15 protein-coding genes are annotated in these 16,760 nt (G+C 71.2%); 11 read left to right on the forward strand and 4 right to left on the reverse strand.

Going from position 1 to position 16,760, the window contains the following annotated elements:
• Positions 1–203: 203 nt before the first annotated feature.
• Positions 204–1,340 (reverse strand): ribonuclease Z, encoded by a 1,137-nt coding sequence (locus tag VED21_RS16230; RefSeq protein WP_324883826.1) that lies wholly within the window; start codon positions 1,338–1,340, stop codon positions 204–206.
• Positions 1,341–1,411: 71 nt separating this feature from the next.
• Between VED21_RS16230 and msrA the strand changes: the two genes are divergently transcribed.
• The 10 genes from msrA (at position 1,412) to VED21_RS16280 (ending at position 12,070) form a co-directional block, all read left to right on the forward strand.
• Positions 1,412–2,053, forward strand: coding sequence for a peptide-methionine (S)-S-oxide reductase MsrA (msrA, locus tag VED21_RS16235; RefSeq protein WP_324883798.1), 642 nt, complete (start codon positions 1,412–1,414; stop codon positions 2,051–2,053).
• Between the two features lie 120 nt (positions 2,054–2,173).
• On the forward strand, positions 2,174–2,542 hold the full coding sequence (locus tag VED21_RS16240) for a HigA family addiction module antitoxin (RefSeq protein WP_324883800.1): 369 nt from the start codon (positions 2,174–2,176) through the stop codon (positions 2,540–2,542).
• A gap of 161 nt (positions 2,543–2,703) precedes the next feature.
• The gene (locus VED21_RS16245) at positions 2,704–3,309 is read left to right on the forward strand and encodes a PAS domain-containing protein (RefSeq protein ID WP_324883802.1); all 606 of its coding nucleotides are present in this window, start codon (positions 2,704–2,706) and stop codon (positions 3,307–3,309) included.
• Entirely contained in the window at positions 3,306–5,288 is a 1,983-nt protein-coding gene (locus VED21_RS16250) for a DNA translocase FtsK (protein ID WP_324883804.1), read from the forward strand. Before VED21_RS16245 ends, VED21_RS16250 begins: the two co-directional genes overlap by 4 nt.
• Before the next feature lie 2 nt (positions 5,289–5,290).
• Positions 5,291–5,464 carry a hypothetical protein gene (locus tag VED21_RS16255; RefSeq protein WP_324883806.1) on the forward strand — a complete coding sequence of 58 codons (174 nt, stop codon included), beginning with the start codon at positions 5,291–5,293 and terminating at the stop codon, positions 5,462–5,464.
• 36 nt (positions 5,465–5,500) lie between these two features.
• On the forward strand, positions 5,501–5,995 hold the full coding sequence (locus VED21_RS16260) for a DinB family protein (RefSeq protein ID WP_324883808.1): 495 nt from the start codon (positions 5,501–5,503) through the stop codon (positions 5,993–5,995).
• Between the two features lie 103 nt (positions 5,996–6,098).
• Positions 6,099–7,769: an iron ABC transporter permease gene (locus tag VED21_RS16265; RefSeq protein WP_324883810.1), complete on the forward strand. Its 1,671-nt coding sequence runs from the start codon at positions 6,099–6,101 to the stop codon at positions 7,767–7,769.
• A gap of 137 nt (positions 7,770–7,906) precedes the next feature.
• Complete coding sequence (locus tag VED21_RS16270; protein ID WP_324883812.1) at positions 7,907–8,938, forward strand: Fe(3+) ABC transporter substrate-binding protein; 1,032 nt, start codon at positions 7,907–7,909, stop codon at positions 8,936–8,938.
• Positions 8,939–9,015: 77 nt separating this feature from the next.
• Positions 9,016–10,098 (forward strand): ABC transporter ATP-binding protein, encoded by a 1,083-nt coding sequence (locus tag VED21_RS16275; RefSeq protein ID WP_324883814.1) that lies wholly within the window; start codon positions 9,016–9,018, stop codon positions 10,096–10,098.
• Positions 10,099–10,165: 67 nt separating this feature from the next.
• Positions 10,166–12,070, forward strand: a complete 1,905-nt coding sequence (locus VED21_RS16280; protein ID WP_324883816.1) for a glycosyltransferase 61 family protein — start codon at positions 10,166–10,168, stop codon at positions 12,068–12,070.
• A gap of 174 nt (positions 12,071–12,244) precedes the next feature.
• On the opposite strand, the gene VED21_RS16285 is transcribed toward VED21_RS16280, so the two are convergent.
• From VED21_RS16285 to VED21_RS16295, 3 genes are read right to left on the reverse strand one after another with little or no spacing between them, the layout of a single operon-like run.
• On the reverse strand, positions 12,245–12,565 hold the full coding sequence (locus VED21_RS16285; RefSeq protein WP_324883818.1) for a nucleotidyltransferase domain-containing protein: 321 nt from the start codon (positions 12,563–12,565) through the stop codon (positions 12,245–12,247).
• Positions 12,566–12,625: 60 nt separating this feature from the next.
• Entirely contained in the window at positions 12,626–12,973 is a 348-nt protein-coding gene (locus VED21_RS16290) for a hypothetical protein (protein WP_324883820.1), read from the reverse strand.
• Positions 12,974–12,988: 15 nt separating this feature from the next.
• Positions 12,989–13,837, reverse strand: a complete 849-nt coding sequence (locus VED21_RS16295) for a hypothetical protein (protein ID WP_324883822.1) — start codon at positions 13,835–13,837, stop codon at positions 12,989–12,991.
• A 214-nt stretch (positions 13,838–14,051) separates the two neighbouring features.
• Between VED21_RS16295 and carB the strand changes: the two genes are divergently transcribed.
• The coding region (gene carB / locus VED21_RS16300; RefSeq protein ID WP_324883824.1) for a carbamoyl-phosphate synthase large subunit at positions 14,052–16,760 on the forward strand (2,709 nt) is incomplete at its 3' end.

The raw sequence follows: 16,760 nt of genomic DNA on the forward strand, positions 1-16,760 counted from the left end.
GTCAACGTCCACGTCGATGCCCGCGCGCTCCAGCCGGTCGACCACCTCGGCGATCTCCACGGGGTCCATGTCCTCGATGGGCATCTCGCGGCCCATATCCTCGACCGTGATGCGGCCGTCGCGGCGTCCGTGCGCTTCCAGCCGCTGGTAGGCGGCTTCGTTGATGGCCATGGCGGCCTCCCGTTCCGTTGGCATCCCCGACCTTAACAATCGGGAGCGCGGCCGGGATCGCCAACTCTGACGGAAGCGGTACGGAACGCGGCTTGCGCCTCGCGCGCCAGCTCCTCCTCCCGCCCGGCGTAGCGGGGCGAGTAGTGGAAGGGCACGATCCGCCCCACCCCGGCCGCGGCCGCCAGCCGTCCGGCCTGCCCCGCCGTCAGGTGGTTGCGCGCCCCGGCGATGCTGGCGTCGGCGTCCAGGAACGGCGTCTCGATGAACAGCACGTCCGCCCCGCGCGCCAGTTCGACGATGCGCTCCGCGTTGCCGGGGGTGAAGGCGGCGTCCACCACATAGGCGATGCGCTGCCCCGGCACGACGGACAGCGCCGCGCCACGCAACACGCCCAGCGGCAGCACCCGCGTCCCGCCGCCCGGCACGGCGGCGGTCATGGGCGTGTCGTCCGGATCGCCGCGCAGCACCACCGCCTTCAGGTCGCGCAGCCAGGGGCCGGTGGTCAGGCCCAGTTCCTCCAGCCGCGGCTTCCAGACGTTGACGTGCGCCGGCTCCTCCACCGCGAAGGCGAGGCAGGGGATGTCGCCGTGGTCCAGCACGGCGGCGCGCACCCGCACGCCGGCCTCCTCCAGCAGCACGCCGTCCGGCACGGCGACCGTCTCCTCCCCCTCCCGCGCGAAGGCGCGGCGGCTGTGGAAGGCGGCGCGCCGCGCCGTGCCGTCGGCGGACAGCGCGGTGGCGGTGACGACGAAGTCGTTGGCGTAGCCCGGCGCCAGGTTCCAGGTGTAGCCGCCCAGCTTGGCCGCCACCCGGTCGATGAAGCCCTCCGGCCCGAACAGGTGCAGCGGCGCCGGCCGCCCGAAGCAGGTGCGCAGCAGCCGCTCGAATCCGGCGAAATGGTCCATGTGGGCGTGGCTGACGAAGGCGTGGCTGACGCGCAGCATCCGCCGCTGCGCCAACCCCGTCAGGTCGCCGATGTCGAGCAGCAGGGCGCGCCGCTCGAACAGGAACTCGACGAGCACGCCGGGATCCCCGGTCGGCGGGTTGACGGGATGCGGGTGCAGCAGTGGCCTCAGCGTCCGGCCTCCTTCCCATGGGGTGCCTCCCCGAACCATGTGGCGCAGGCGCGGGTTCCCGCCAAGGTGGGGCGAAGGTGGGCTTGCCGCCATGCCGTCCGGCCCCCACTTGCCTTTCCTCACAGGCCATCCGCCCTAACACACCATCCAGAGGACGCCGCGCCATGCTCGGCCATTTCCTGCGCAAGCCCCTCACCCTGCCGACCGCCGACGAGGCGCTGCCCGGCCGCGCCAGCCCGATGCCGGTGCCGGAGCGCCATTACGTCAACGGCAACCCGCTGAAGCCGCCCTACCCGGCCGGGCTGGAGGTCGTCGACGTCGGCCTCGGCTGCTTCTGGGGGGCGGAGCGCAAGTTCTGGCAGGTGCCGGGCGTGTGGGTGACGGCCGTCGGCTATCAGGGCGGCGTCACGCCCAACCCGACGTACGAGGAGGTCTGCTCCGGCCGGACCGGCCATACCGAGGTGGTGCGCGTCGTCTACGACCCCGCCAAGGTGCGGTTCGAGGATCTGATGAAGGTCTTCTGGGAAAGCCACGACCCGACGCAGGGCATGCGCCAGGGCAACGACGTCGGCACGCAGTACCGCTCCGCCGTCTACCTCCACACCGACGCCCAGCGCACCGCCGCCGAGGCCTCGCGCGACGCCTACGCCGAAGCACTGGCCCGCCGGGGCTACGGCCCCGTCACCAGCGAGATCCGCGAGGCGCCGCCCTTCTACTACGCCGAGGACTACCACCAGCAGTACCTCGCCAAGAACCCCGGCGGCTACTGCGGCCTGGGCGGCACGGGCGTGACCTGTCCGGGGTGATGGATCTGAAAGGGCGAGAGGCGTAGGTTGGGTTGAGCGCCAGCGAAAACCCAACGCCCTTTCCTCCGCGGGAACGTTGGGTTTTCGCTGCGCTCAACCCAACCTACGGGGCTGCTATCCATGACGGCCATGGCCATCCGCATCGAAGATGTCGAATCCGGCCGCGTCGATCTCGGCGGCGCGATCGACCCGGTGGGTGAGGCGCTGGTGCCGATCCATCCCGGCGAGATCCTGCGGGCGGAATGGCTGGAGCCGCAGGGCATCACGGCCTACCGCCTGGCCAAGGACATCGGCGTGCCGCCCAACCGGGTCACCGAGATCCTGGCCGGCCGCCGCGCCATCAGCGCGGAAACGGCGCTGCGGCTGGCCCGCTACTTCGGCACCGACGCGCAGTCCTGGATGAACCTGCAGAGCCGCTATGACCTCGACATGGCGCGCCGGCAGATCGGCCATCGCCTGGACGACGAGGTCCGCCCGCGGGCGGCCTGACTCCCCCTGACCGCCGCGGCATTTCCGACACGGGTGGGCGCGCACGCGCGATGTCCCACCCCTTTGGGGTAAGGTCCGGTTGCACCGCGCGGGGCGTTCCGGGTATGGTTCGGTCCGTCCTTGAAAGCCCCTGTGGCCCCTGTCGCGAAACCGCACATCCCATGATGAAGGAAAGAACCGAGCTGACCACGCTTGCCCTGAGCGGTCTGCTCGACTTCTGGCTCGGCAAGTGTTCCGGTGGAACCCCGCCTGTGTCCAGCACCATCGCGCCCGCCGACCTGCGGCCGTGGAAGGACAATATTGTCATCTTCGAAGTGATCGGCGATGACGACTTCGTCTATTCCTACTACGGCAAGGCATTGGCGGAGGCGTGGGGGCACTCGCGCCTCGGCCACACGCTGGACGCCCTGCCGGACGAGCAGCGCGCCATCCTGGCCGCCGAGTACGAGGCCGTGCTGCGCGAGCGCCTGCCGGTCGCCCGCGTCTACACCGGCAACTTCGACGGCAGCCGCCGCACGTTCGAGCGCCTCGTCCTGCCGCTGTCCAGCGACGGCGCCACGGTGGACAAGCTGCTGGTCGCCGCCTACGAGCTGACCGGCGCCGCCGCCGCCACGCCGAACGCGGAACCGCGCGTCGTCGAGGGCGCGGCCCCCGCCGCAGCACCGGCCGACACGGCCGCGCCGCCGGCCGGCGACGCCGCCGCCTCGACCTCCACCGACACCGCCCCGGCACCCGCCGCCACCCAGACCTCGGGAGCCCCGGCATGAAGCCGCGCATTCCCCACCTCGCCGCCCCGCTGACCCAGTCCGGCATCGTCACCGCCGACGAGTTCAATCTGTGGTGCGCGCTGAACGGCCGCCCCTTCAATCTCGTCCCGCACATGGCCGAGGGCCGCTCGCTGTGGGCGGTGGAGGTGCTGCCGGGCACGCCGGGCGCCGGTGCCGTCTATTCGACGGGCCTGGGCGAGGAGGCGCTGGCGGTGGTCGCCGGATTCGCCTTCCTGGCCGGCGTCGACTGGGCCTACGAGGCGCGGGCGGAGGAAACCGGCTCCGGCATCGTCGCCGACACGCCCGCGCTGTCCACCCCGGTGGAACCGGCGGTGCCCGCCGCCGCCCCGGCGCCCCAATCCACGCCGCAATCCACCCCCCAATCGACCATCGTCATCCACCTGCCGGTCGCCAACGTGCCGAGCAGCGCGCCGAGCGGCCCGGTGGAGAAGCCGGAGCCCGGCGGCCCCTACCTGCTGCCGCCGCCCGACCTTCTGCAGACGCCGCCGCCGCGCCCGCCGCAGCAGCACGACGAGACGGTGCTGGCCCGCAACGCCCGCCAGCTGGAAACCGTGCTGCGGAACTTCCGCGTGCGCGGCGAGATCATGGACGTGCGCCCCGGCCCGGTGGTGACGCTCTACGAGCTGGAGCCGGCGCCCGGCACCAAGTCCTCCACCGTCATCAACCTGACGGACGACATCGCGCGGTCCATGAGCGTGGTCACCGCCCGCATCGCCATCGTGCCCGGCCGCTCCGTCATCGGCGTCGAGCTGCCGAACCCCGTGCGCGAGATGGTCTACCTGCGCGAGATGTTCGACGCCGACGTCTTCCGCAACACGTCGGCCAACCTCGCCATCGCTCTCGGCAAGGACATCAGCGGGGAACCGGTGGTGGCCGACCTCGCCCGCATGCCGCACCTGCTGGTCGCCGGCACCACCGGCTCGGGCAAGTCGGTGGCGATCAACACGATGATCCTGTCGCTGCTCTACCGCCTGCCGCCGGAGCGCTGCCGCTTCATCATGGTGGACCCGAAGATGCTGGAGCTGTCGGTCTACGACGGCATCCCGCACCTGTTGAGCCCGGTGGTGACCGACCCCAAGAAGGCGGTGGTCGCCCTGCGCTGGGCCGTGCGCGAGATGGAGAGCCGCTACGAGTCCATGTCGCGCCTGGGCGTGCGCAACATCGAGGGCTACAACGCCCGCATGGCGGAGATGATCGCCGCGGGCGAGAAGCTGCCCCGCCGCACCGTTCCGGGCGATCCGGACACCCTGCTCGACCTCACCCCGCAGGAGCCGGTACCGCTGCCCTATATCGTGGTGATCGTCGACGAGATGGCCGACCTGATGCTGGTCGCCGGCAAGGAGATCGAGGCGGCGATCCAGCGTCTGGCGCAGATGGCGCGCGCCGCCGGCATCCACCTGATCATGGCCACCCAGCGCCCGTCGGTGGACGTCATCACCGGCACCATCAAGGCGAACTTCCCGACGCGCATCAGCTTCCAGGTCACCTCCAAGATCGACAGCCGCACCATCCTGGGCGAAGCCGGGGCGGAGCAGCTGCTGGGCCAGGGCGACATGCTGTACATGCAGGGCGGCGGCCGCATCACCCGCGTGCACGGCCCCTTCGTCTCGGACTCGGAGGTCGAGGAGATCGTCCAGTTCGTCAAGGCCCAGGGTGCCCCCAACTACGTCACCGCCATCACCGAGGAAGAGGAGGAGGCGGTCGCCGACGAGGACGACGATGGTGCGGGCGGCGCCAGCGGCGACGACCTGTACATGCAGGCCGTCAACCTCGTGGTGCGCGAGGGCAAGGTGTCGGTCAGCTTCATCCAGCGCCAGCTGCAGATCGGCTACAACCGCGCCGCCCGTCTGGTGGAGCGCATGGAGCAAGAACGCGTCGTCGGCCCCGCCAACCACCAGGGCAAGCGCGAGGTCCTGCTCTCCCCCGCCGGCCTGTCCGCCAAGCGCGCGGGGGTGTAGCCATGGACGAGGCCGCGAAGCTGGAACGCCTGCGCGCGGCCCTCCAGGAGGGGCTCGATGCCGCCGAGCGTGGAGACGTGATCACCCTCGAACCGCACGAAATTGGTCCCTTCATGGACGCGATCGGCCGGGAGGTGGAGGAACGAGCCCGCCGTCGTGGGCCACAGCGACGCTGACAGCTGCTTGAACAGGTACCTGCCCTGAGGCCCCGCATGAAAGCGCACTTCGACACCTTCGCCCGCTACAACCGCTGGGCCAACCGGCGCCTGTACGACGCGGTCGCCGAGCTGTCGGACGCGCAGTTCCGCGAGGACCGGGGCGCCTTCTTCGGCTCGCTGCGCGGCACGCTCAACCACCTGCTGGTGGGCGACCGGCTGTGGTTCGGCCGGATCGAGGGCACCGGCCCCATGCCCACGCGCCTGGACGAGATCCTGCACGACCGCTTCGACGACCTGCGCGCCGCCCGCGAGGCGGAGGACGAGCGCATCCTGCGCGTCGTCGGCGGCCTGGACGAGGCCCGGCTCGCCGCGACCTTCGCTTACCGCACCATCAAGGGCGAGGCGTGCGAGCAGCCGCTCGCCCCCGTGCTGGCGCACGTCTTCAACCACCAGACGCACCACCGCGGTCAGGCGCACACCCTGCTGTCGCAGTTCGGCCGCGAGGCGCCGGCCATCGACCTCATCTACTTCCTGCGCGAACCCGGCTGACCTGCCGGGTACGCAAGACCGTAACATTTGTACCGCACCGCCGTATGGCGTATGAATGGTAACTGCGAATCAATCGCAGAAAGCCTGAGCGGAGTGGTGCGGCATGTCGGTGGCGAGGAACGACCGGGACGGCTCCTGGAGCATCGCGCACCGCCTGCGCCTGCCCCGTTTCGGCTGGGGCACGGTACTCGCCCTGCTGGTCGCCTTCGCCATCGCCGCCCCCATCGCCGCCGTGTTCTCGCAGTCGCTGGCGTCCAGCCACGGCATGTGGGCGCATCTGGCCGACACGGTGCTGCCGGGCTACGTGCTGAACACGCTGGCGCTGATGGTGCTGGTCACGGCGTGGACGCTGTTCGCCGGCGTCTCCTCGGCCTGGGTCGTCACCATGTATGATTTCCCCGGCCGCTCCACCTTCCGCTGGGCGCTGCTGCTGCCGCTGGCCATGCCGGCGTACGTGCTGGCGTACACGTACACCGACTTCTTCCAGTTCACCGGGCCGCTGCAGACGTGGCTGCGCGCCACCATGGGCTGGCGCAAGGGCGACTACTGGTTCCCGGAGATCCACTCGCTGGGCGGTGCGGGGTTCGTGCTGTCGGCGGTTCTGTACCCGTACGTCTATGTCCTCTCGCGCACGGCGTTCCTTGAGCAGTCGGTGTGCGTGCTGGAGGTCAGCCGCACGCTGGGCGCCACGCCGCTGACCAGCTTCCTGCGCGTGGCCCTGCCGCTGGCGCGGCCGGCCATCGCCACCGGCGTCGGCTATGCGCTGATGGAGACGCTGGCCGACTTCGGCGCCGTGAAGTACTTCGGCATCGACACCTTCACGGTCGGCATCTACCGGGCGTGGTTCGCGCTGGGCAACCCCGTGGTGGCGGCGCAGCTGGCGGCCATCCTGCTGCTGTTCGTGCTGGCCGTGCTGGGGCTGGAGCGGCTGTCGCGCGGGCGCATGCGCTTCCACCAGACCACCTCGCGCTACCGCCACCTGCCCACCGTGCCCCTGTCGGCGCCCGGCACCCTGCTTGCGTGGTTCTTCTGCGCGCCGCCGGTGTTCTTCGGCTTCATCCTGCCGGCCGGCATCCTGGTGTGGATGATCGCCCGCGGCAGCGCCGAAATCACGCTGGCGCAGGTCGCCCACCTCACCGCCAACACGCTGCTGTTGGGCGTGGCGGGGGCGCTGCTGGTGGTCGCCGTCGGCTTCCTGGTGCTGCACGGCGTGCGGCAGGACCGCACCCGCGTCGCCGCGCTGGCCACGCGCATCGCCTCGCTGGGCTACGCCACGCCGGGCGCCGTCATCGCCGTCGGCATCCTGATCGCCATTGGCGGCGCCGGCCAGTGGTTCGGCGGGGCGGCCACCGGCTACATCCTGGGCGGCACGCTGGTGGGCGTGCTGTACGGCTACCTCATCCGCTTCTTCACGGTGGCCTACGGCCCGCTGGAGTCCGGCTTCACCAAGATCAGCCCGAACCTGGAGGGGGCGGCGCGCTCGCTGGGCAACCGGCCGGCGCAGGTGCTGTTCCGCGTCCACCTGCCGCTGCTGCGCGCCAGCATGCTCAGCGCCTTCCTGCTGGTCTTCGTCGACATCATGAAGGAGCTGCCGGCCACCATGATCCTGCGCCCCTTCAACTTCGACACGCTCGCCATCGAGGCGTTCCGCATGGCCTCCACCGAGCGGCTGGACGACGCCGCCCTGCCGGCGCTGATCATCGTGCTGGCCGGGCTGCTGCCGGTCATCCTGCTCAGCCGCTCAATCGCCGCGTCGCGGCCGGGGCACCATTGATCAACCTTTGGTCATGCGGCGGCTGGTCGCAGCGTCATGGCGGCGCGACACCCGTCCCATCGTGCCACTCGACAGAATGCGCGCGTTCTGCTAACCGAATGAAGTTAATAGTCATTCGCACTCGTGGGGGATTCGGGATGCTTCGCTTCAAGACCAGCGCCCTGGCACTGCTCGCCGGCCTCGGCCTCGCCGCCGCCGTCAACGCCCAGGCCCAGGCGCAGGAGGTCAACGTCTACAACTCCCGGCACTACAACACCGACCGGGCGATCTACGAGGCGTTCACCAAGGCGACCGGCGTCAAGGTCAACGTCATCGAAGGCAACCATGACGAGCTGATCCAGCGCATGAAGTCGGAAGGGGCGAGCAGCCCGGCCGACCTCTTCATCACCGTCGACGCCGGCCGCCTCGCGGCCGCCGCCAAGGAAGGCCTGCTGGAGCCGGTGAAGTCCGACGTGCTGGCCAAGGCCGTCCCCGACCACCTGCGGGACGCGGGCGGCGCCTGGTACGGCCTGTCCAGCCGCGCCCGCCTCATCGTCTACGCCAAGGACCGCGTGAAGCCCGAGGACCTGAAGGATTACGAGGACCTCGCCAAGCCGGTCTGGAAGGGCCGCGTGCTGACCCGCAGCGGCACCCACCCCTACAGTCTGGCGCTCACCGCCTCCATGATCGCCGCCAACGGCGAGGAGAAGACGGAAGAGTGGGTGAAGGGCCTGGTCGGCAACCTCGCCCGCGCGCCCAAGGGCGGCGACACCGACCAGATCAAGGCCGTGGCCGCCGGCGAGGGCGACGTGGCGATCTCCAACTCCTACTACCTCGGCAAGCTGATCACCTCCGCCAAGCCGGAGGACAAGGCGGTGGCCGACAAGGTCGGCGTGATCTTCCCCAACCAGTCCAACCGCGGCACGCACGTGAACATCAGCGGTGCCGGCGTGGTGAAGACCGCCCCGCACAAGGCCGACGCCATCAAGCTGCTGGAGTTCCTGGCCAGCCCCGAGGCGCAGCGCCACTTCGCCGACGGCAACATGGAATACCCGGTGAACCCGGCCGTGCAGCCGCACCCCGAACTGGTCAAGCTGGGCGCCTTCAAGCAGGACAAGATGAACGCCGCGGCCTACGCGCAGCACGCCGAACCGGCCCTGCGCATCATGGACCGCGCCGGCTGGAAGTAAGCACCACCATGCCGCAGGCCTCCGGGCCTGCGGCATTTCGCGTTTCAGAGGGTTTCTTTTCCGAGGATCCCGATCCGATGCCGTCCACCATCGAAGTCTCCGGCGTTTCCCACCGTTACGGCCGCCTGCCGGCGCTGCGCGGCGTCGACCTGCGCGTCGACCCGCATGAGGTCGTCTGCATGGTGGGTCCGTCCGGCTGCGGCAAGTCCACGCTGCTGCGCCTGATCAGCGGGCTGGAGACGCTGCAGGATGGTGCCATCGCCATCGGTGGTGCTGTGGTCGCCACGCCCGGCCGCTCCCTGCCGCCGGAGCGCCGCTCGGTCGGCATGATGTTCCAGGATTTCGCGCTGTTCCCGCACCTCACCGTGGCCGGCAACATCGGCTTCGGCCTGCGCCACCGCCCGCGCGCCGAGCGCGACCGCAAGGTGGCCGAGCTGCTGGAGCTGGTGGCGCTGAAGGGCTACGGCGACTCCTACCCGCACATGCTGTCGGGCGGCCAGCAGCAGCGCGTGGCGCTGGCCCGCGCCATGGCCCGCGACCCGGCCGTCCTGCTGCTGGACGAGCCGTTCTCGGCGCTGGACGAGCAGCTGCGCCGCTCGGTGCGGGAAGAGGTCGTGCAGATCATCAAGGCCACCGGCATCGCCACCGTCGTCGTCACCCACGACCCGGACGAGGCGCTGGAGATCGGCCAGCGCGTGGTGGTCATGTCGGAGGGGCTGGTGGTGCAGGACGACACGCCGCTGGCGCTCTACCACAACCCGGCCAGCAGCTTCGTGGCCCAGCTCTTCGGCGAGTTGAACCGCTTCGAGGCGCAGGTGACCGACGGCCGGCTCGACACGCCCTTCGGCCGCTTCGACGTCCCCGCCCTGCCGCACGGCGGCGCCATCGAGGTGGCCTGCCGGGTGGAGGACGTGACCCTGCTGCCGCCGGACGGCATCAACGGCGGCGGCCACGCCGCCATCCCGGCCACGGTGCGGCGCACCAGCTTCATGGGCAACTCCACCCGCGTGTGCCTCAGCCTGCCGGCCCCCGGCCGCGACGGCAGCGTGGAGATCCACGCCCGCGTCCCCGGCTACGTCCCCATGCCGCCGGGCGCGGCGGTGGCGGCGACCATCGCCCCCGACCGCCTGCTGCTGTTCCCCAAGGCCGCCCGCGCCTGACGCCGGGCGCTTGTCCCCGCACACCCGCCCGTGCCAAGGTCACCGGCGGCGAACAACGGGGGCTGGCATGGTCGAGATGACGGTGGACGAGGCGCTGTCCCTGGCGCTGCGCCACCACCAGGCGGGCGACCTCGCCACCGCCGAATCGCTCTACCGCGCCGTGCTCGGCGCCCTGCCGCACCAGCCCGACGCGCTCCACCTGCTCGGCGTCGCCGCCCAGCAGCAGGGCCGCGCCGAAGAGGCCGCGGCGCTGATCGCCCAGGCGCTGCAGCACCGCTCCGCCTTCCCCGAGGCGCACAACAACCGCGGCAACGCCCTGCGCGACCTCGGCCGGCGCGACGAGGCGGCGGCGCACTACCGCGCGGCAATCGACCAACGGCCGGGCTACGCCCGCGCCCTGCGCAACCTCGCCGACACGCTGTACGACCTCGGCCGGCCCGGCGAGGCCGCCGGCCACTACCGCGACGCCCTGGCTGCCGAGCCCGCCGCCGCCGACCTGCGCAACAACCTGGGCAACGCCTTGCGCGCCGTGAACGACGGCCCGGCGGCCCTGGCGGCCTTCCGCACGGCGCTCTGCCTGCAGCCGGACTTCGCCGAGGCGCTGGGCAACCTCGGCACCGCGCTGGTCGACGAGGAGGATCCGGAACGCGCCGCCGCCACCCTGGCCCGCGCGCTGCGCCTGCGCCCGGACATGCCGGCGGCGCGGCTGGCCCGCGTGGCCGCACTCCGCTCGCTGGGCCGCGACACGGACGCGGAGGCGCGCGCCGCCCTGGCCCTCACCCCCGGCGAGCCGCGCGCGGCCGACGCCCGGCTGCGCGCCGCCTTCGACCGGGGCGACGACGCCACCGCCGCCCTCTGGCACCAACGCGCCGCGTGGCTGGCCGGCCGGGCGGCGGAGCCGGCGCGCACCCTGCGGATCACCCCCGTGTCCGCGTGGTGCGCGGCGCACGCCCTGCCCTACCGCACCATCCTGCCGGCCCGCGCGCGGACGGTGGCGACCGGCTCGCCGACCTGGGGCGCGCTGACCTACGACCTGCCGGAGAGCTTCCTGGCCCGCGTCGACGACGCGGTGCTGATCCCCTCCAACCTGTCGGTCGCCACCGCCGGCGGCGCGCTGCTGCTCGACGGGCTGCACGCCTATTCCCGCCGCAGCCTGGGCGCACCGCACTTCCTGCACGAATCGCCGGACGGCCGCATGCTGGCCGCCATCCCCGAACCCACAGCGCGCATCGACGACGAGGCGATCCTGCTGGGCGGCGACGGCAACTTCGCGCACGGCGTGCTGGACTGGCTGTCGCGCACGCTGATCCTCGACCGCTGCCCGGAACTGGCCGGCCTGCCGGTGCTGGTCGCCTCCACGCTGCGGCCGGGCGTGCTGGAGCTGCTGGCGGCGCTGGGCGTGGCGCCGGACCGGCTGGTCCGCCTGCCGCCGGGCGCTACGGTGTCCTGCCGCCGCCTGTGGGTGCCCTCATTGACGCACCACTTCCAGTACATGGCGCCGGAATACCTGGACTTCCTGCGCGCCCGCGTGGCCGCGGCCTACGGCGCCCCGGCCGCCCGGCCCGGACGCCGCCTCTACCTGTCCCGCCCCGCCGCCGGCCACCGCGCGCTGCTCAACGAAGCCGCCGTGCTGGCGGCGCTGCGCCCCTTCGGCGTCGAGCCGCTGCGGCCGGAAGACCTGTCCATGGCCGAGCAGATCGGCCGCTTCGCCGAGGCCGAGCTGATCGTCATGCCGGTGGGCGGCGGCTCCGCCGGCATCGCCTTCGCCCCGCCCACGGCCGGCGTGGTGGAGCTGACGCACGCCCGCTGCGTCCTGCCGCAATACGGCATCCTCGCCGCCCTGCTGGGCCAGCGCTACGAACAGCTGGTCGGCACCCCGGTGGTGAACCGCGGCACCCTGAACTTCGACTGGGACTTCACCGTGCCGCCCGAAGAGGTGATCGCGGCGGTGGAGAGGGTGCTGGGGCGGTGAGCGCAGCCCGACGGGAAATCCAGACACATCCCCACTTCGTCATGCCCGGCCTTGTGCCGGGCACCCACGCACTCCGACCAATCCAAGGTGCGTGGGTGGCCGGGACTGGGCCCGGCCATGACGGTGAAAAGGTTTTGACCGGTTGCGGTGTGTTGGCCCTTCCGCGCGGTGGTATCAACCGCGAGGTTTGCGCTCATAGAGCAGCATCCCATCTTCCGCGACGTCATGGCTGAGGCTGTTCGGCTCGGTCTTCCGGGCATCGAAGACGGAACGGCGGCAGGCGACCACGTCGAACGCAGCACCCGTTCCCTTCAGCAGGCGCCGCAGCCGCGACGGCGTGACGGTGCCGGGCTGAACAGTGTCCGATACGACGACGAACAGGTCCCAGTCGCTGCCCTCGGCGGCGTCGCCGCGCGCCCGGCTGCCGAACAGGAAGACCGCTTCCGGCTGCACGGCCTCGACGATGCGGCGGACGGCGGTGTCGATCGGGCTCATGGGATGGCTCCTGGTACGACAAGAACGGTAGTGGCGCCCCACCGGACCGTCAACCACCCCTCACGCCATCAGCATGAACGCCCCGCGCGCGGCGGTCAGGACCAGCACGCCCTCCAGGGCCGCCAGCATGACGCGCAGCAGGACGGCGATCAGCCGGGTGAAGCGGTCCTTCACCGGGAAGACGTCGCGCACCATGTCCAGCATCACGCCGCGCAGCCGCGCCGTCGCCGTGCCGGTGACCAGCAGCATCACCGGCGCGCCGACCAGGAAGTAGAGAACCCCCTTCCACCACGCGAACAGCATCGGGAACGCGGCGAACTGCCAGATGCCGGCAACGATCCACACCATCGCCGGCCAGCGGTCCGGCGACTCGGATAACAGTGGTTCGTCGCTGCGCTCGCTCGCCATGGCGGGGCCGCCCGTTCAGCCGCCGGGCAGGTGCCGGTAGGCCAGCACGAAGGCCGGCCGCCCCTGGTCGTCGGCCAGCGGCAGCAGCAGCTCGACGAACTTCTGGCCCGGCAGGATGGGGTCGTCGCGCACCAGCAGGCTGCGCGGCGCGCCCTCCTCCAGGCAGGCGCGCAGGTCGTCCAGCCAGCGCGCCGCCGCGTCCTCGGGGTGGCAGGCGCTGACCAGCCGGCTGACCGGCCGCTGGCCCAGGCGCTTGGCCAGCGCCTTGCCGCAGGCGCGGTAGACGAAATCGGCGCCGCCGCCGATCGGCTCCAGCAGCGCCAGCCGCGCCACGCAGTCGCGCACCTGCGCGGTGTCGACCTCGCGGGCACCAGGCATCGGGCGCTGGCGCTTCAGCCGGGTCCAATAGGTGTGCAGCACGCGCGCCTGCGGCGGCACCTTGTCGATGTCCAGCGGCGCGGCCGAGCAGCGCGGCACCTCCGGCTCCACGGCCAGCACCGGCACGGCGGCCTTCGGCGCAACCGCCTTGGGCGCCGGGGCAACCGGGGCCGGCGCCGGGGGAACGGGCACGGCCGCGCCCGCCGGGGCGTTCGCCATGATCGCCGCCATGGCCGCCGCCGGGCCGGGCGTACGGTCGGTGCGGCCGCCGTGCGCGCGCAGCAGCGGCAGCGGCGACCACGCGTCGCAGGTGTGATAGGACTTGCGGACCTTGCGGTAGTCCTGGCTGATCGCCGTCCGGCACTCCCCCTCCACGCTGTAGCGGGGGACCTCGACCAACGTGTTGTCGGCCGCCAGCGCACGCTGTCCGCTCCAGGAAACGCAGGCGGCGCAGGCGCGGCTGTCTTTGGCGAAGGCGTGCGTCATGCATCGATTGATGACGCCGTTCCATCGAACGCGCAAGCGCCCTTTCGCCTGCCCGTTGCATTGTTACGGGCATATGGCGGATCTGCCAAAGCCACCCCTTCCCCCCCGGACGGTTAGTGCCTATAAAGTGCCCTCGCACGAGACCTGACGCCCCCTCTCCCCGCACTCGGCGGGAGGGGGCTTTTGCTGACTGAACGTCGAGAAGCGGACCGCCATGCCCAAGCGCACTGATATCAAGTCCATCTGCATCATCGGCGCGGGGCCGATCATCATCGGCCAGGCCTGCGAGTTCGACTACTCCGGCGTGCAGGCGTGCAAGGCCCTGCGCGAGGAGGGGTACCGGGTCATCCTGGTCAACTCCAACCCGGCCACCATCATGACCGATCCGGGTCTGGCCGACGCCACCTACATCGAGCCGATCACCCCGGCCGTGGTCGCCCGCATCCTGGAGAAGGAGCGCCCCGACGCCCTGCTGCCCACCATGGGCGGCCAGACCGCGCTGAACACCGCGATGGCGCTGTCCGACGACGGCACGCTGGAGCGCCTGGGCGTGGAGATGATCGGCGCCAAGCGCGACGTCATCGCCAAGGCCGAGGACCGCATCCTGTTCCGCGACGCCATGGACAAGCTGGGCCTGGAAAGCCCCAAGTCCCGGCTGGTCAAGTCCTACCGCGAGGCGCTGGACGCGCTGGAGTTCGTCGGCCTGCCCGCCATCATCCGCCCCAGCTTCACGCTGGCCGGCACCGGCGGCGGCATCGCCTACAACCGGGCGGAGTTCGAGGACATCGTGCGCGGCGGCCTGCGCGCCAGCCCGGTCGGCGAGGTGCTGATCGAGGAATCGGTGCTGGGCTGGAAGGAGTACGAGATGGAGGTCGTGCGCGACAGCGCCGACAACTGCATCATCATCTGCTCCATCGAGAACATCGATCCGATGGGCGTGCACACAGGCGACTCCATCACCGTGGCCCCGGCGCTGACGCTGACGGACAAGGAATACCAGATCATGCGCGACGCCTCGATCGCGGTGCTGCGCGAGATCGGGGTGGACACCGGCGGCTCCAACGTGCAGTTCGCGGTCAACCCGCAGACCGGCCGCCTGATCGTGATCGAGATGAACCCGCGCGTCAGCCGCTCCTCGGCGCTGGCGTCGAAGGCGACCGGCTTCCCCATCGCCAAGATCGCCGCCAAGCTGGCCGTCGGCTACACGCTGGACGAGCTGACCAACGACATCACCGGCTGCACCCCCGCCAGCTTCGAGCCGACGATCGACTACGTCGTCACGAAGATGCCGCGCTTCACCTTCGAGAAGTTCCCGGGTGCGGAGCCGCTGCTGACCACGTCGATGAAGTCGGTGGGCGAGGCCATGTCCATCGGCCGCACCTTCCAGGAGTCGGTGCAGAAGGCGCTCCGCTCCATGGAGACCGGCCTGACCGGCTTCAACGAGGTGAAGATCGCCGGTGACGACAACCCCGATCCCGCCGCCGTCCGCGGTGCGCTGGCCAAGCCGACGCACGACCGCCTGCTGGTGATCGCCCAGGCGTTCCGCCACGGCCTGTCGGTGGCCGAGGTGCAGCAGGCCTCCAAGTACGACCCCTGGTTCCTGGAGCAGATCAAGGCCATCGTCGACAAGGAGGCGGAGGTCCGCACCAACGGCCTGCCCACCGGCGCCGCCGGCTGGCTGAAGCTGAAGCAGATGGGCTTCTCCGACGCCCGCCTGGCCGAGCTGACCGCCCAGGGCGAGGACGCGGTGGCCGAGGCGCGCCGTTCGGCCGGCATCACCCCGGTCTACAAGCGCATCGACACCTGTGCCGCCGAGTTCCCGTCGCGTACGCCCTACATGTATTCGACCTACGAGACCGACGGGTCCGGTGCGGCCGAGTGCGAATCGGAGCCGACGGAGCGCCGCAAGGTCGTCATCCTCGGCGGCGGCCCGAACCGCATCGGCCAGGGCATCGAGTTCGACTACTGCTGCGTCCACGCCGTCTACGCCCTGCGCGAGGCCGGCATCGAGACCATCATGGTCAACTGCAACCCGGAGACGGTCTCCACCGACTACGACACCGCCGACCGCCTGTACTTCGAGCCGCTGACCGCCGAGGACGTGATCGAGCTGGTCCGCGTCGAGCAGCGCACCGGCACCGTGCTGGGCTGCATCGTGCAGTTCGGCGGCCAGACCCCGCTGAAGCTGGCGGAAGCCCTGGAGAAGGCCGGCATCCCCATCCTCGGCACCTCGCCGGACGCCATCGACCTGGCCGAGGACCGCGAGCGCTTCCAGCAGCTGCTGCACCAGCTGAACCTGAAGCAGCCGGCCAACGGCCTCGCCCGCTCGCTCAAGGAAGCGGAGACGGTGGCCGAGCGCATCGGCTTCCCCGTCGTCATCCGCCCCTCCTACGTGCTGGGCGGCCGGGCGATGGAGATCGTCCACGACATGGCCGGGCTCCAGCGCTACATGGGCACGGCGGTGAAGGTGTCGGGCAAGAACCCGGTGCTGATCGACAGCTACCTCCAGGACGCCATCGAGGTGGACGTGGACGTGGTGGCCGACGCCGGCGGTGCGGTCTACGTGGCCGGCGTGATGGAGCACATCGAGGAGGCCGGCATCCATTCCGGCGACAGCGCCTGCGCGCTGCCGCCCTACTCCCTGCCCGCCGAGGTGATCGCCGAGATCAACCGGCAGGCCGAGGCGCTGGCCCGCGCCCTCAAGGTCGTCGGCCTGATGAACGTGCAGTTCGCGGTGAAGGACGGCACGGTCTACATCCTGGAGGTGAACCCGCGCGCATCCCGCACGGTGCCCTTCGTCGCCAAGGCCACCGGCACCGCCATCGCCAAGATCGCCGCCCGCATCATGGCCGGCGAGAAGCTGTCGGACTTCAAGCTGAACGGCCCCACCCCGCCGCACACCGCGGTGAAGGAAGCCGTGTTC

This window comes from Azospirillum sp., assembly GCF_035627195.1.
In the GTDB taxonomy this organism is placed as follows: Bacteria; Pseudomonadota; Alphaproteobacteria; order Azospirillales; family Azospirillaceae; genus Azospirillum.

Bases quoted from the DNA above. Each gene is read 5' to 3' on its own strand.
- VED21_RS16290 (WP_324883820.1), bottom strand. From the start codon at position 12,973: ATGGCGAGCGAGCGCAGCGACGAACCACTGTTATCCGAGTCGCCGGAC.
- VED21_RS16285 (WP_324883818.1), bottom strand. From the start codon at position 12,565: ATGAGCCCGATCGACACCGCCGTCCGCCGCATCGTCGAGGCCGTGCAG.
- VED21_RS16295 (WP_324883822.1), bottom strand. From the start codon at position 13,837: ATGACGCACGCCTTCGCCAAAGACAGCCGCGCCTGCGCCGCCTGCGTT.
- msrA (WP_324883798.1), top strand. From the start codon at position 1,412: ATGCTCGGCCATTTCCTGCGCAAGCCCCTCACCCTGCCGACCGCCGAC.
- VED21_RS16240 (WP_324883800.1), top strand. From the start codon at position 2,174: ATGACGGCCATGGCCATCCGCATCGAAGATGTCGAATCCGGCCGCGTC.
- VED21_RS16270 (WP_324883812.1), top strand. From the start codon at position 7,907: ATGCTTCGCTTCAAGACCAGCGCCCTGGCACTGCTCGCCGGCCTCGGC.
- VED21_RS16265 (WP_324883810.1), top strand. From the start codon at position 6,099: ATGTCGGTGGCGAGGAACGACCGGGACGGCTCCTGGAGCATCGCGCAC.
- VED21_RS16250 (WP_324883804.1), top strand. From the start codon at position 3,306: ATGAAGCCGCGCATTCCCCACCTCGCCGCCCCGCTGACCCAGTCCGGC.
- VED21_RS16275 (WP_324883814.1), top strand. From the start codon at position 9,016: ATGCCGTCCACCATCGAAGTCTCCGGCGTTTCCCACCGTTACGGCCGC.
- VED21_RS16230 (WP_324883826.1), bottom strand. From the start codon at position 1,340: ATGGCGGCAAGCCCACCTTCGCCCCACCTTGGCGGGAACCCGCGCCTG.
- VED21_RS16280 (WP_324883816.1), top strand. From the start codon at position 10,166: ATGGTCGAGATGACGGTGGACGAGGCGCTGTCCCTGGCGCTGCGCCAC.
- VED21_RS16255 (WP_324883806.1), top strand. From the start codon at position 5,291: ATGGACGAGGCCGCGAAGCTGGAACGCCTGCGCGCGGCCCTCCAGGAG.
- VED21_RS16260 (WP_324883808.1), top strand. From the start codon at position 5,501: ATGAAAGCGCACTTCGACACCTTCGCCCGCTACAACCGCTGGGCCAAC.
- VED21_RS16245 (WP_324883802.1), top strand. From the start codon at position 2,704: ATGATGAAGGAAAGAACCGAGCTGACCACGCTTGCCCTGAGCGGTCTG.